The sequence below is a fragment of the Thermomonas brevis genome, assembly GCF_014395425.1.
Lineage (GTDB): Bacteria > Pseudomonadota > Gammaproteobacteria > Xanthomonadales > Xanthomonadaceae > Thermomonas > Thermomonas brevis.
The window spans coordinates 1837824-1850756 of sequence record NZ_CP060711.1 but is presented as its reverse complement, the minus strand read 5'-3'; the positions used below and the strand labels follow the sequence as shown (position 1 = coordinate 1850756).

At 70.5% G+C, this 12933-nt stretch carries 16 protein-coding genes; 10 read left to right on the top strand and 6 right to left on the bottom strand.

Annotation, left to right across the window (positions count from 1 at the left end; genetic code table 11):
* Positions 1-20: 20 nt before the first annotated feature.
* The 6 genes from H9L17_RS08585 to H9L17_RS08565 all read left to right on the top strand — a co-directional run bounded on the left by H9L17_RS08585 (position 21) and on the right by H9L17_RS08565 (position 3976).
* Positions 21-812: an ATP-binding cassette domain-containing protein gene (locus H9L17_RS08585; RefSeq protein ID WP_187569062.1), complete on the top strand. Its 792-nt coding sequence runs from the start codon at positions 21-23 to the stop codon at positions 810-812.
* The gene (locus H9L17_RS08580; RefSeq protein WP_187569061.1) at positions 812-1561 is read left to right on the top strand and encodes an MlaE family lipid ABC transporter permease subunit; all 750 of its coding nucleotides are present in this window, start codon (positions 812-814) and stop codon (positions 1559-1561) included. The genes H9L17_RS08585 and H9L17_RS08580 overlap by 1 nt, the downstream gene beginning before the upstream one ends.
* A gap of 100 nt (positions 1562-1661) precedes the next feature.
* Positions 1662-2174, top strand: a complete 513-nt coding sequence (mlaD, locus tag H9L17_RS08575; RefSeq protein ID WP_187569060.1) for an outer membrane lipid asymmetry maintenance protein MlaD — start codon at positions 1662-1664, stop codon at positions 2172-2174.
* Complete coding sequence (locus H9L17_RS08570) at positions 2171-2815, top strand: MlaC/ttg2D family ABC transporter substrate-binding protein (protein ID WP_187569059.1); 645 nt, start codon at positions 2171-2173, stop codon at positions 2813-2815. The genes mlaD and H9L17_RS08570 overlap by 4 nt, the downstream gene beginning before the upstream one ends.
* Positions 2802-2933 carry a hypothetical protein gene (locus H9L17_RS16140; protein ID WP_281401878.1) on the top strand — a complete coding sequence of 44 codons (132 nt, stop codon included), beginning with the start codon at positions 2802-2804 and terminating at the stop codon, positions 2931-2933. Before H9L17_RS08570 ends, H9L17_RS16140 begins: the two co-directional genes overlap by 14 nt.
* A complete protein-coding gene (locus tag H9L17_RS08565; RefSeq protein ID WP_187569058.1) occupies positions 2930-3976 on the top strand; it encodes an MlaA family lipoprotein in 1047 nt (348 codons plus the stop codon). The genes H9L17_RS16140 and H9L17_RS08565 overlap by 4 nt, the downstream gene beginning before the upstream one ends.
* A gap of 111 nt (positions 3977-4087) precedes the next feature.
* Here the strand turns inward: H9L17_RS08565 and H9L17_RS08560 are convergent, their stop codons facing one another.
* The 3 genes from H9L17_RS08560 to H9L17_RS08550 form a co-directional block, all read right to left on the bottom strand.
* A complete protein-coding gene (locus tag H9L17_RS08560; protein ID WP_187569057.1) occupies positions 4088-5428 on the bottom strand; it encodes a DNA recombination protein RmuC in 1341 nt (446 codons plus the stop codon).
* Positions 5429-5467: 39 nt separating this feature from the next.
* Positions 5468-6187, bottom strand: coding sequence for a VIT1/CCC1 transporter family protein (locus H9L17_RS08555; protein WP_187569056.1), 720 nt, complete (start codon positions 6185-6187; stop codon positions 5468-5470).
* Between the two features lie 171 nt (positions 6188-6358).
* A complete protein-coding gene (locus H9L17_RS08550) occupies positions 6359-7528 on the bottom strand; it encodes a class I SAM-dependent rRNA methyltransferase (RefSeq protein ID WP_187569055.1) in 1170 nt (389 codons plus the stop codon).
* A gap of 225 nt (positions 7529-7753) precedes the next feature.
* Between H9L17_RS08550 and H9L17_RS08545 the strand changes: the two genes are divergently transcribed.
* The 3 genes from H9L17_RS08545 to H9L17_RS08535 all read left to right on the top strand — a co-directional run bounded on the left by H9L17_RS08545 (position 7754) and on the right by H9L17_RS08535 (position 10253).
* Positions 7754-8719 (top strand): TerC family protein, encoded by a 966-nt coding sequence (locus tag H9L17_RS08545; RefSeq protein WP_187569054.1) that lies wholly within the window; start codon positions 7754-7756, stop codon positions 8717-8719.
* 31 nt (positions 8720-8750) lie between these two features.
* A complete protein-coding gene (locus H9L17_RS08540) occupies positions 8751-9542 on the top strand; it encodes a rhomboid family intramembrane serine protease (protein WP_187569053.1) in 792 nt (263 codons plus the stop codon).
* 153 nt (positions 9543-9695) lie between these two features.
* Positions 9696-10253 (top strand): porin family protein, encoded by a 558-nt coding sequence (locus H9L17_RS08535; protein WP_187569052.1) that lies wholly within the window; start codon positions 9696-9698, stop codon positions 10251-10253.
* A 73-nt stretch (positions 10254-10326) separates the two neighbouring features.
* Here H9L17_RS08535 and H9L17_RS08530 read toward each other — a convergent pair whose 3' ends face one another.
* On the bottom strand, positions 10327-10980 hold the full coding sequence (locus H9L17_RS08530; RefSeq protein WP_223158036.1) for a DUF2238 domain-containing protein: 654 nt from the start codon (positions 10978-10980) through the stop codon (positions 10327-10329).
* A 110-nt stretch (positions 10981-11090) separates the two neighbouring features.
* Between H9L17_RS08530 and H9L17_RS08525 the strand changes: the two genes are divergently transcribed.
* On the top strand, positions 11091-12110 hold the full coding sequence (locus H9L17_RS08525; RefSeq protein ID WP_187569051.1) for a patatin-like phospholipase family protein: 1020 nt from the start codon (positions 11091-11093) through the stop codon (positions 12108-12110).
* Positions 12111-12119: 9 nt separating this feature from the next.
* Here the strand turns inward: H9L17_RS08525 and H9L17_RS08520 are convergent, their stop codons facing one another.
* Positions 12120-12551, bottom strand: a complete 432-nt coding sequence (locus H9L17_RS08520; protein WP_187569050.1) for a DUF2231 domain-containing protein — start codon at positions 12549-12551, stop codon at positions 12120-12122.
* Positions 12548-12892 carry a hypothetical protein gene (locus H9L17_RS08515; RefSeq protein WP_187569049.1) on the bottom strand — a complete coding sequence of 115 codons (345 nt, stop codon included), beginning with the start codon at positions 12890-12892 and terminating at the stop codon, positions 12548-12550. Before H9L17_RS08515 ends, H9L17_RS08520 begins: the two co-directional genes overlap by 4 nt.
* Positions 12893-12933: the final 41 nt, after the last annotated feature.

Below are 12933 nucleotides of genomic sequence, written 5' to 3'. Positions count from 1 at the left end.
TCCTTGCCACGGTCTCCCGCATGCCCGCTTCGTCCGCCATCGCCGTGCGCCTGTCGTCCGTCCGCCTCGACCGCGGCGGGCGCACCATCCTGCGCGGGCTCGACCTGGACATCCCGCAGGGCAGCATGACCGCCGTGCTGGGGCCCTCCGGCACCGGCAAGTCCACGCTGCTGGCGGCGATCACCGGCGAACTGGTGCCGACGGAAGGCCATATCGAGGTGTTCGGCGCCGAAGTGCCGCGCACCGCGCGCGGGCTGCTGGAGATGCGCAAGCGCCTGGGCGTGCTGCTGCAGGGCAACGGCCTGCTGACCGATCTCACCGTGGCCGAAAACGTAGCGCTGCCGCTGCACGCGCACGCCCGCCTGCCGGATGCGGACGTCCAGCGCATCGTGCTGGAAAAGCTCGATGCCGTGGGCCTGCGCGCCGCCGCCGACCTGTACCCGCGCGAGCTGTCCGGCGGCATGGCCCGCCGCGCCGCGCTGGCGCGTGCGCTGGCGCTCGACCCGCCGCTGCTGCTCTGCGACGAGCCGCTGACCGGCCTCGACCCGATCGCCTCCAGCGTGATCATGCAGCTGCTGCGCAGGCTCAACCAGACGCTGGGCCTGACCTGCATCGTCATCAGCCATCACGTCCGCGAAACCCTGCCGGTCTGCGACCAGGCGGTGGTGATCGCCAACGGCGGCGTCGCCTTCTCCGGCACGCCCGATGCGCTGGAAGCCAGCGACGATCCGCTGCTGCGCCAGTTCCTCAACGGCGACGCCGAAGGCCCGATCAATTTCGAGGGCGCGCCGCCGGCGCGGGAGGCCGCCTGATGGCCTTCGCGTCCTCCCTGCGCTCGCTGGGGCGCTCCGGCCTGTTCGCGCTGTCGGTGCTGCGCGCGTCGAAGCCGGACGCCGACTTCTTCGCCGAGCTGGTGAAGGAGATCTACAAAGTCGGCGCGCGCTCGCTGCCGATCATCGTGGTCGGCGGCGCCTTCGTCGGGCTGGTGCTGACCTTGCAGGGCTACCGCACGCTGGCGACCTTCGGCGCCTCGGATGCGCTTTCGACGCTGTTGGGCCTGTCGCTGTACCGCGAGCTGGGCCCGGTGCTGACCGCGCTGCTGTTCATCGGCCGCGCCGGCAGCTCGATCGCCGCCGAACTCGGCCTGATGCGCGCCACCGACCAGATCAAGGCGCTGGAGCTGATGGCGATCGACCCGTTGGCGAAGGCGGTGGCGCCGCGCTTCTGGGCGGCGATCCTGTGCGTGCCGCTGCTGACCGGCTTCTTCTGCTCGCTGGCGATCGCGGCCAGCTGGTTCGAGGCGGTGCGCGTGCTCGGCCTCGACAACGGCACGTTCTGGTCGGCGCTGCAGAACAGCGTGGATGCGTGGGACGACTTCGGCGTGGCGCTGCTGAAGTCGGCGGTGTTCGGCGGCACCTCGGCGCTGGTCGCCGCGTATGCCGGCTTCCACGCCGAACCCACCATCGAAGGCACCTCGGTCGCGACCACCCGCGCGGTGGTCAACGCCTCGCTGCTGGTGCTGATGCTCAATTTCGTGATGTCGGCGCTGTTGTTCAAGTAAGCCCCTTATCAAGCGCCCGCGCCGCCATCGGCGCGGGATTCGGCAACAAAAACCGGGCATCCGCGGATGTTCCGGATGTTCGGACAGAGGTAGGTTCCCCATGGCAATCCGTGGCCCCAGGCTCGAATTCGCGGTCGGCGCGTTTCTGCTGTTGGCGCTGGCATCGCTGTTGGTGCTGGCCTTCGCGTCCACCAACCGCCAGTTCGGCGGCGGCGGCGACAGCTATCCGCTGACCGCGCGCTTCTCCTCGCTCGGCCAGCTGCGCCTGCAGGCGCCGGTGCGCATCGGCGGCGTGGCGGTGGGCCGGGTGGCGAAGATCGACCTCGATCCCACCCGCTTCGACGCGGTGGTGACGCTGGACATCCAGAAGCGCTACCAGCTGCCCGCCGACACCTCCGCCGGCATCTTCACCAGCGGCCTGCTGGGCGAAAGCTACGTCGGCCTGCAGCCCGGCGGCGACCCGGAAAACCTCAAGGCCGGCGAGGAAATCGCCTACACCCAGCCGGCGGTCGACCTGATCCAGATGGTCGGCAAATACATGTTCGGCGGCGGCGGCAGTGCGTCCGCGCCGGCGTCGAAGACCGAACCGTCCCCCACGGAAACCACCCCATGAAGACCCTGATCCTGTCCGTTTCCCTCGCCCTGTCCGCGCCGCTGCTGGCGCTCGCGCCGCTGGCCGCGCAGGCCCAGCAGGCCGCCGCCACGCCGGGCCAGCAGGTGGTCGCCACCGGCGGCCGCATCCTGTCCACCTTGCAGCAGCGCCGCGCCGAGTTCCGCAAGAACCCGGCGGCCCTGCGCAGCTTCATCGACGGCGAACTGCGCGGCAGCTTCGACAGCGACTACGCCGCGCGGCTGGTGCTGGGCGCGCACGGCCGCGGCGCCAGCGACGCCGACATCAAGCTGTTCGCCGACGCGATGATCGACAACCTGATGCAGCGCTACGGCTCGGCCCTGCTCGATTTTGAGGGCAAGCCGCGGCTGCGCTTGAAGTCGGAAACCCCGCTGCCGGGCGGCCGCGGCGTCAAGGTTTCCACCGAACTGCTGCGCGACAACGGCGCCGCCGTGCCGGTGGACTACCTGGTGCGCAACAACGGCGGCTGGAAGATCTTCGACGTGATGATCGAAGGCGTGTCCTACGTGCAGACCTTCCGCGGCCAGTTCGACACGCCGCTGCGGCAGAAGTCGATCGCGCAGGTCGCCGCCGACCTGCGCAGCGGCTCGTTGCAGGCCGCCGGCGGCAATGGCAAGCGCTGACGCCAGCGCCTCGATGGAACGCGCGGGCGCGCTGCTGCGCCTGCGCGGCCGGCTGGCCGGGCTGCGTGCCGCCTGCCGCATGACCCCGGATCTGATTCGTTCGGAAGGAACCGCATGAACCGCCTGCTGACCGGCGCCGCCCTCGGCGTCCTGCTCGCCACCGCCGGCTGCGCCAGCCAATCGCCCGTGCGCGACGCGCCGGCCGCTACTGTCGAAATCGCGACGCCTGCGTCCGATGCGACGGTCGCCGTCGATGCGGCGCCGGCCGACGCGGCCACGCTGCCCGCCGCGCCCGCAGATGTCGCGACTGCGACGGCGGATGCCGCCGCGTCTCCAGACGCCAACGTCAACGCCGGCGCCGCTGCCACGGTCGATGCCGATTCCAGCGCCGCCCCGACCGGCGACGACGACTTCGCCGCCATCTACGGCACCGACGCGACCGCCGGCGCCGACAGCGCCGACGGCTTCGCCGCGCTCGATCCCTGGGAGCCGATGAACCGCCGCGTGCACGCGTTCAACACCGCCATCGACCACGGCTTCATGCGCCCGCTGGCGCGCGCCTACGTGAAGGTCCTGCCCGGCCCGGTGCGCACCGGCGTCAGCAATTTCTTCGACAACCTCGCCGCGCCGCTGGCGTTCGGCAACCTGCTGCTGCAGGGCCGCCCGCGCGAGTCGGTGGAGACGCTGGGCCGCTTCCTGGTCAACACCGTCGTCGGCCTCGGCGGTCTGTTCGACCCCGCCACCAAGGCGCTGAAGATGCACCGCCACGGCGCCGACTTCGGCCGCACCCTGGCGCGCTGGGGCTGGCACGAGTCGCGCTACCTGGAGCTGCCGTTCCTCGGCCCGCGCACCGTGCGCGACGCGGTGGGCGCGGTCGGCGACATCTCGATGGCGCCGATGACCTACGTCGAGCACGACCGCACCCGGCTGTCGCTGGAAGCGCTGTGGCTGATCGACGTGCGCTCCGGACTGCTGTCGCTGGACGACCTGCGCGAAACCGCACCGGACGAATACGTGCTGACCCGCGACGCGTGGCTGGCGCGCCGCCGCTACCTGGTCGGCGCCGACCGCAGCGCCCGCGACGAAGGCAACGAAGCGCTGCCGGCGTATCTGCTGGAAGACGAACCGGACACCAAGCCGGAAACCCAGCCCCAGCCTTGAGCATCGGCCCGAAGTCGTTGCCGGGAAGACGATGCGCCGGGACTGGAGCCCGACCGCAAGACGAACGAAGCAGGCGAGCCATCAGGCTCGCCTGTTTTTTTGCTCCCGAAGCTAGGGCGACGGCGCAGGCGCTTCCAGCGCGGGGGTCGCCTCGCCCTCGCCGGGCAGGCTCTCCACGTCGCGCAGGCTGCGCTCGATGGCGCGGGTGCGCACGCCGGTCTGCTCGATCTGCTTGCTGGCCTGGTCGAGCTTGGCCTTCACGTTGTCGAGCACGTCGCCGAACTTGCCGAACTCGGTCTTGGCCTTTTCCAGGATGCGCCAGACTTCGGCCGAGCGCTTCTCGATGGCGACGGTGCGGAAGCCGATCTGCAAACTGGTGAGCAGCGCCAGCAGCGTGGTCGGGCCCGCGATCGTGATGCGCTGGTCGCGCTGCATCGCCTCGAACAGACCCGGCCGGCGCAGCACTTCCGCGTACAGCCCCTCGGTGGGCAGGAACATCACCGCGAAGTCGGTGGTGTGCGGCGCAGAGACATATTTGCGGATCTCCTTGGCCTGCGTCTTCACCGCACGCTCCAGCGCGTCGCCGGCCTGCCGCACCGCGTCGGCGTCGTTGCGCTCCTGCGCGTCCAGCAGGCGCTCGTAGTCCTCACGCGGGAACTTGGCGTCGATCGGCAGCCACACCGCGCCGTCGCCGGACGCGCCCGGGAAGCGGATCGCGAATTCCACCCGCTTGTTGCTGCCCGGAACGGTTTCGACGTTGGCGGCGTACTGCTCCTGCGCGAACACCTGCTCCAGCAGGCCGGCCAGCTGCACTTCGCCGAACACGCCGCGCGTCTTCACGTTGGTCAGCACCCGCTGCAAACCACCGACGTCGGCCGCCAGCTTGCTCATGTCGCCCAGGCCCTGGTGCACCTGCGCCAGCATCGCGGTGACGTTGCCGAAGCTTTCGGTCAGGCGCGTCTCCAGCGTGGCGTGCAGCTTCTCGTCCACGGTGGCACGCATCTGCTCCAGCCTGGCGGCGTTGTCGGCCTGCAGTGCCTTCAGCTGCTGCTCCAGGGTGGTGCGCATCTGCGCGATGCCCTGCTCGTTGCGCTGGGTCAGCTCGCGCAGCTGCTGGCCCAGGCCGTCGGCGAACTGCTGCTGGCGCACGCCCGATTCCAGCCGCGCCTTGTGTGCGTCCTCGGTCAGCGCCGCGCGCAGCTCGTCCAGGCGCGCGTCGGTGCGCTGGGTGAAATCGACCAGGTTGCGGCCGAAGCCGTCGATGCGCTGGTCCTGCTGGCGCGACAGGCTCTCCAGCTGCTCGCGCAGTTCGCCGCGGCCGGCGCGCTGTTCCTCGCGCAGCAGCGCGCCCAGCGCGTCGCCGGGCCGGCGCAGCAGCAACACGACCAGCAGGCCGACGGCCGCCAGCACGGCGACGAGCAGCAGGACCAGCAACAGCGTGTTCGTTTCCATGCCGCCAGTGTAGCGGCGGCGGTCGCAGCGGCTGCGACGTCAGCCGGCGCTGACGCCGAACAGCCAGCCGATCAGCGCGGTCGCGGCCTGCGCCAGCGCGCCCCACAACAGCACCCGCAGCGCGCCCTTGACGCCGCCGCCGCCGGCCACGCGCTCGGCCGCGTAGCCCAGCACCGCCAGCAGCAGCATCGTGCTGGCGACGATGGCCATGCCCAGCCCCGGCCCGCGCCACAACCAGGCCAGCAGCACCGGCGGCAGCGCGCCGAGGGTGAACGACGCGGCCGACGCCAGCGCCGCCTGCACCGGCCGCGCGCGCTGCGCCTCGTGGATGCCGACTTCGTCGCGCAGGTGCGCGGCCAGGTCGTCGTGCGCGGTCAGCTGCTCGGCCACCTGCCGCGCCAATCCCGGTTCCAGCCCGCGATGGACGTAGATCCGGGTCAGCTCCGCCAGCTCCGCTTCCGGATGGTCGCGCAGCGCGCGCGTCTCGATGCGGATGTCGGCGTGCTCGGCGTCGGCCTGCGAACTCACCGAGACGTATTCGCCCGCCGCCATCGACAGCGCGCCGGCCACCAGCCCGGCCAGGCCGCTGAGCAGGATCGTCTCCGGCGCCGCCTGCGCGGTCGCCATGCCCAGCACCAGGCTGCCGGTGGAGATCAGGCCGTCGTTGGCGCCCAGCACCGACGCGCGCAGCCAGCCGCTGTGCTGGCTGCGGTGCGGCTCGTGATGCGGCGCGTGCGTCCCTGCTTCGCTGATGTCCATGTCGTTGCTGCGTCCACGGCGCCGTGCCGGCATTGCCGCGCATGCTACCGCGCGTCGTGGCGGCGGTCAGCGCGGCGCCTGCTCCGCGTCGGCCGCGTCCATTTCCTCAGCGCGGGCAGGGCGTCGAACCAGGGCGGTGCGAAAAACCGACCGCGACGCCGGGCTGGAACTTCAGTCCAGCACCCGGCAGAACACCGCCTTCAGATAGCGGCTTTCCGGCACCTGCGCCAGCCACGGATGGTCGGGGCCGGCGCCGGCCACCTTCAGCACCTGCACGGTGCGGCCGGCGTAGAACGCGGCGCGGCGCAGCATGTCGAGGAACTGCTCCTCGCTGACCAGGCCGGTGCAGGAGAACGTCGCGAACAGGCCGCCGGGCTTGACCACGCCCAGCGCCAGCTTGTTCATGTCGAGGTATTTCTTCAGCGCGTTGATGACCTGCTCGCGGTCGCGGGTCATCTTGGCCGGGTCGAGGATCACCGCGTCGAAGCGCTCGCCGTTGAGCGCGGCGTCGCGCAGCCACGGGAAGATGTCGGCCTGCACGAAGCGCGGTTTCACGTGATTGAGGTGCGCGTTCTGCTTGGCGATCTCGATCACCGCCGGGTCGATGTCGATGCCCGTCACCTCGGACGCACCGTGCGCCGCCGCGTACACCGCGAAGCCGCCGGTGTTGCAGCACAGGTCGAGCACGCGCTTGCCCTCGATCTGCCGGCTGAACCATTCGCGGTTCTCGCGCTGGTCGGCGAAGAAGCCGGTCTTGTGCGCGCCGGCCGGATCGGCGCGGAACTTCACGCCGTATTCGGTGACCACGGCCGGCTCGGTGCCCTGGGTGTCCTTGTAGTCGAAGCTTTCCTGCTTCTGCACGTGCTCGTCGGCGAAGCTGTGGAAGCGGCAGCCGGGGAAGTGCTCGCGCAGCGCGTCGAAGATGATCGAGCGGTGCCGCCACGCGCCGGCGCTGAAGAACTCGACCACCAGCAGGTCGTCGTAGCGGTCCACCACCAGCCCGCTGATGCCGTCGCCCTCGCTGTGCACCACGCGCCAGGCGTTGCTGATGGCGTCCAACTTGAGGATGTCGCGGCGCAGATGGATCGCCTCGCCGATCTTGCGCACGAACCAGTCGGCATCGACGGCGACGTCGGGATCGCGCTCCAGCATGCGCAGCGCGATCCGCGAATGGCCGTTGTAGAAGCCGCGGCCGATGAACACGCCGTCCACGCCGACCACGTCGACGATGCTGCCCGGCTTGGGCCGCTGCGCCGGCTTTTCGACCAGGCGCTGGAAGATCCACGGGTGGGTGGAATTCCAGGCGTTCTTGAGGCGGACGACGGGCAGGGGTTCGGCCATGACGGCATTCACGAGCGGGCAGCGGGAATCTGCTATTGTCGCCCAAGAAGGGGAGTAACTCCGCGCACGATCGTCGTCATGACGGGCCAGCTGTCATCAGCACAGCGGCCCCGGCGTCGTGGCAGGCCAAGGGCCTGTGAGTGAGACCTTCGCCGAACGGCGAAGCGCGCTCCCTTTCCATGTGCCCTGCATGGACGCCTCCGTCGCTCGAACGGAGCGTATGGCATGGACACGATCGGTACTCCTTTCCTCTGGCTGGTGTTCGGCGCCGTGGTGGTGGTCGCGCTGCTGGCCGACCTGGTGCTGATGCGCCATGGCGGCCCGCACAAGGTCGGCTTCAAGGAAGCCGCCTGGTGGAGCGTGGGCTGGGTGGCGCTGGCGCTGGCGTTCAACGCCTGGCTGTGGTGGTACGCGGGCCAGCGCTTCGGCGCCGCGGCCGGCGAGCGCATCGGCATGGAATTCCTGACCGGCTACCTGGTCGAGAAGGCGCTGGCAGTCGACAACATCTTCGTGTTCCTGATGATCTTCGGCTACTTCGCGGTGCCGGAGATGCAGCGCCAGCGCGCGCTGGTGATCGGCATCGTCGGTGCGATCGTACTGCGCGCTATCCTGATTTTCGCCGGCGCGCTGCTGCTGTCGAAATTCCACTGGATCTTGTACGTGTTCGGCGCGTTCCTGCTGTTCACCGGCGTGAAGATGTGGCGCGCGGCCGGCGAGGAGCCGGACCTGGAGGGCAACCCGGTGCTGCGCTGGCTGACCACGCACGTGCCGTTCCTGCGCCGCTACGTGGGCAGCGCGCTGTGGGTCGGCAGCGGCAGGCGCCGCAAGTTCACCCCGCTGTTCATCGTGATCGCGATGATCGGCATCACCGACGTGATCTTCGCGGTGGACTCGATCCCGGCGATCTTCGCCATCACCACCGACCCGTTCATCGTGCTGACCTCCAACGTGTTCGCGGTGCTGGGCCTGCGTGCGATGTTCTTCCTGCTGCAGGGCATGGCCGACCGCTTCCACCTGCTGCCCTACGGGCTGGCGCTGGTGCTGGTGTTCATCGGCACGAAGATGCTGCTGATCGACCTCTACAAGCTCCCGATCCTGCTCTCGCTGGGCGCGGTGGCCTTGATCATCGGCGGCACCATTGCGCTCAGCCTGCTGCGGCCGAAGCAGGAGCATGCGCCGCCGGCCCCTTGAAGCCGGCTCGCAGCATGACCACCTGATCGGGATGTCCGCTTCCTCCGCCCGCGACGCCCAGCGCCAGGCCGACCGCAGCCGCGTCCGCCGCGCGCTGAACGCCAGCCTCAGCGTCGTGCTGCTGCTGTGGGCCTGCTTCGCCGCGCAGCAGGGCTTCGACTGGACGTTCCTGACGGTGATGCCGCACACCACGGAAGGATTGCTCGGCCTGCTCGCCGCGCCGCTGCTGCACGGCTCGGTGGAGCACGCGCTGGCCAACACCACCGCGCTGCTGCTGCTCGGCACGCTGGCCGGCACCGCCTATCCGAAGGCGACGCTGCGTGCGCTGCCGCTGCTGTGGCTGGGCTCGGGGCTGAGCGCGTGGCTGCTGGGCCAGCCCGGTTCGCACCATCTCGGCGCCAGCGGCGTGACCCACGGGCTGGGCTTCCTGGTGTTCGTGCTCGGCCTGCTGCGGCGCGACCGCGCGGCGATCGCGGCCGGCATGATCGCGTTCCTGTTCTACGGCGGGATGCTGATGTCGGTGCTGCCGCGCGAGGCCGGCGTGTCGTGGGAATCGCACCTCGGCGGCGCGCTGGCCGGCATCGTGGCGGCGTTCCTGTTCCGCCGCAGCGACCCGCAGCCGGTGCGGCAGAAATACAGCTGGGAGATCGAAGAAGAAGCCGAAGCGGCGCAGGCGCGGGAGCGCACCGAGGCCCGCTTCGAGACCTTCGAAACCCGCGCGCCGGACGACGTGCCGGTGCTGTGGCGTCGCGATGCGCAAGAAGACGCACGCGACCCGGAGCCGCGCGGTCAGGTGCTGCCGTTCCGCCGCCGCGACGGGTGAGTGCGCTCAGGCGCCGAGCGATCCCGCCTTGCGCCGCCGCTTCCCGGCATCCGTCAGTTCCACCAGCACCAGTCACCCCACGTGCCCTGGTGGGCGCAACTAAAATATCCGGCCCGTCCATGGCGGATGGGGTTCATTCGACAAGGAGTTTTCATGAAGAAGTTTCTGGTGCTGGCCTGTGCGCTGGCGCTTTCCGGCCTGTCCTCCGCCGCGCTCGCGGGCGAAGGCTTCGTTCGCGGCGAAGCCGGCCAGAGCGACGTCAAGGTGAAGGTGGACGGCCTGGGCAGCGACAGCGACAAGGACACCGCCTATTCCCTGCGCGGCGGCTACTGGTTCAATCCGAACTTCGCCGTGGAAGGGCACTACAGCCGCTTCTACGACAAGACGCTGTACGACGACGGCACCGACTACGTGGACGGCAAGCTGTCGGCGATCGGCCTCGGCATCGTGGCCAAGGAGCACTACTCCGAATCGAACCTGGGCTTCTTCGTCCAGCTGCGCGCCGGCGTGGCGCGCGGCAAGGTGTCGGTGGACACCTCGGAAGGCAGCGGTAGCGCCACCTCGACCAAGCCGTACTACGGCATCGGCGCCGGCTACGACTTCAGCCGCAGGTTCGGCCTGAGCCTGAACTACGACCACAACCAGGGCTCCGGCGACGGCCTCAAGATCACCGCCAACACCCTGTCGCTGGGTCTGGAAGCGCGCTTCTGATCCATCGCAAGACCGCGTCTCCGCAGCTGCCGCCGCAAGGCGGCAGTTGCGTTTCCGGCACCCGGCCCCGACGCTATTTGCCCGCCAGCACCGCCGCGCCCAGCTGCCGGTCGTGCCAGCGCGAGAGCAGCAGCAGCGAGACCGCCGCGCCGCACAGGCACAGGAACATGTCCCACTGCGTGTCCCACTGGTCGCCCTGGGTGGCGAGGAAGGCGTCGGCGTCCGCGCCGTAGATCAGCGCCGACCACCATTCGATCAGTTCGAAGAACGCCGAGAAGCTCAGGCAGGCGGCCAGCACCAGATAGACCAGCCAGCCGCCGCGGCGCAGCGGGGTGAGCCGCAGCAGCAGCTCGCGGGCGAGGATCGCCGGCACGAAGCCCTGCATCCAGTGGCCGAGCCGGTCCCACGGATTGCGTTCGGTGCCCAGCAGCTCCTGCAGCCAGAAGCCCAGCGGCGTTTTCGCGTAGGTGTAGGCGCCGCCGTGGATCAGCACCAGCGCGTGCAGCGCCAGCAGCCAGCACAGCAGGCGGGTCAGCGGGAAGCGCGGCCAGCGCCAGGCGATCAGCGCCAGCCCGACCATCGCCCAGATCACCTCCAGGAACCAGGTCAGGCGATCCTTCGCCACGGCGAACGACACCGCCAGCGCGGCCACCATGCCGACGGCCAGCAGCCAGCGCTCGCTGCGGGTGGGCGGAAGGGCGATGGCGCCCGCGGGTTCGGTCGGCATGCGCGGATGCTAGCGCACGGTTCCGCCGCCATTGCGGAAACGCGCATTAAGCTCTGGCCCTCTCGCCGGCCGCGCACGCGGCGCGGCGCATCCGCCGGGAACCACACGCCATGCTCCGCGCCTTCTCCATCGCCCTGTCGACCGTCCTGCTGGCCGCCTGCGCCAGCGCGCCCGTGGCGCCGCCCGCCGCACCCACCGCCGCGGCGCCAACGCTGCCGCCGGTGAAAGTGGGGCTGGCGCTGGGCGGCGGCGCGGCCAAGGGCTTCGCCCACATCGGCGTCATCAAGATGCTGGAAGCCAACGGCATCCAGCCGGCGGTGGTGGCCGGCACCAGCGCCGGCAGCGTGGTCGGCGCGCTGTACGCCAGCGGCATGGACGCCTACGCGTTGCAGGAGAAAGCGTTCGCGCTGGACGAATCCAGCATCCGCGACGTCAGCCTGTTTTCCGGCGGCGTGGTGAAGGGCGCGAAGCTGCAGGACTACGTCAACCAGCTGATCGGCAACCGCACCTTCGAGAAGCTGCGCAAGCCGTTCGCAGCGGTGGCGACGCGGCTGGAGGACGGCCAGCGCACCGTGTTCGTGCGCGGCAACGTCGGCCAGGCGGTGCGCGCATCCAGTTCGATCCCCGGCGTGTTCGAGGCGGTCGCCATCGGCAAGCACCACTTCGTCGACGGCGGCGTGGTCAGCCCGGTGCCGGTGGACGCCGCGCGCGAACTGGGCGCGGACTTCGTCATCGCGGTGGACATCTCCAGCAAGGCCGACGGCGTGGCCGATCCGTCCAGCATGCTCGGCAACCTCAACCGCAGCATCACCATCATGGGCCAGAAGCTGGGCGCGCAGGAGCTGGCGCGCGCCGACATGGTGATCCGTCCCGGGGTGAACGGCATCGGCGCGGCCGATTTCGCGCAGAAGAACCGCGCCATCCTGGAAGGCGAGCGCGCCGCGCAGGCCGCGCTGCCGCAGATCCGCGCGAAGATCGCCGCGCTGCAGTCGCAGCGGCTGGCGCAGGCGCGGCAGGCCGCGGACGCGAAGGCGGCGCAGCAGCGCGAAGCCGAGCGCAAGGCGCGATGCGCGCAGCAGACCGGCTGGCTGGACAGGCTGCGCCGCGATCCGGATTGCCGGACCGATTGAGCCGGCGGACTAGCGCCGCCCGGCCACGCCCACGCCGTGGCCATAGACCAGCTTGCCGCCCATCCAGCCGGCGGCCAGCAGGACCGCGAATCCCAATCCGCTCGCCGCCAGCGCGGCGGCGCCCGGCGCCAGCAGCAGCCGCGCGTCGACGTCGATGCGCAGGCCGAGACTGCCGGCGTACAGGCACCAGGCGGTCAGCGCCAGCGCCATGTGCACGGTGGCGTCGCGGCCCGCCGGATGCGCGGGCGGCAGCCCGAGCAGCTCCACGAAGCCCGCGACCGCCGCCAGCAGCCCGGCCGCGCAGCCGATCGCCAGCAGCACCGCCGCGTACTGCGCCAGCAGCGCATCCGGATGGAACGCGCCGGTCGCATCGGCCAGCGTCCCCAGCGACCAGCAGGCCACCGGGAAATGCACGAGAGCCGGATGCAGGGGATGCTTCATGACATCAGGATCGCGGCGATCAGCAGGCCGACGCCGGTGACCGCAACGCCCGCGTGGGCCAGCACCACCCGCTTGATCGCCACCGTCTTGTTGTAGTGGATCGTCGCCAGATAGAAGCCGAAGCCGGCCGCAACCAGCAGCACGCACAGCGCCGCGATCGCCAGGGCGCCGCCTTCGGCGTCGACCACGCCGAGCAGCAGCAGGGCCAGCCCGCTGGCGCCCAGCAGGGCGTGCAGCAGCGACACCGCCCAAGGCGCCAGCCGTCCGCGCAGCACGAACGAGGCCAGGAACAGGCCGCCCAGCGCGCCCACGAAAAACACCATCAATGCGTACTTCAACATGCGCGTCTCCTTCCGTTCCGATGTCGTTGGTGTTGCCGGCG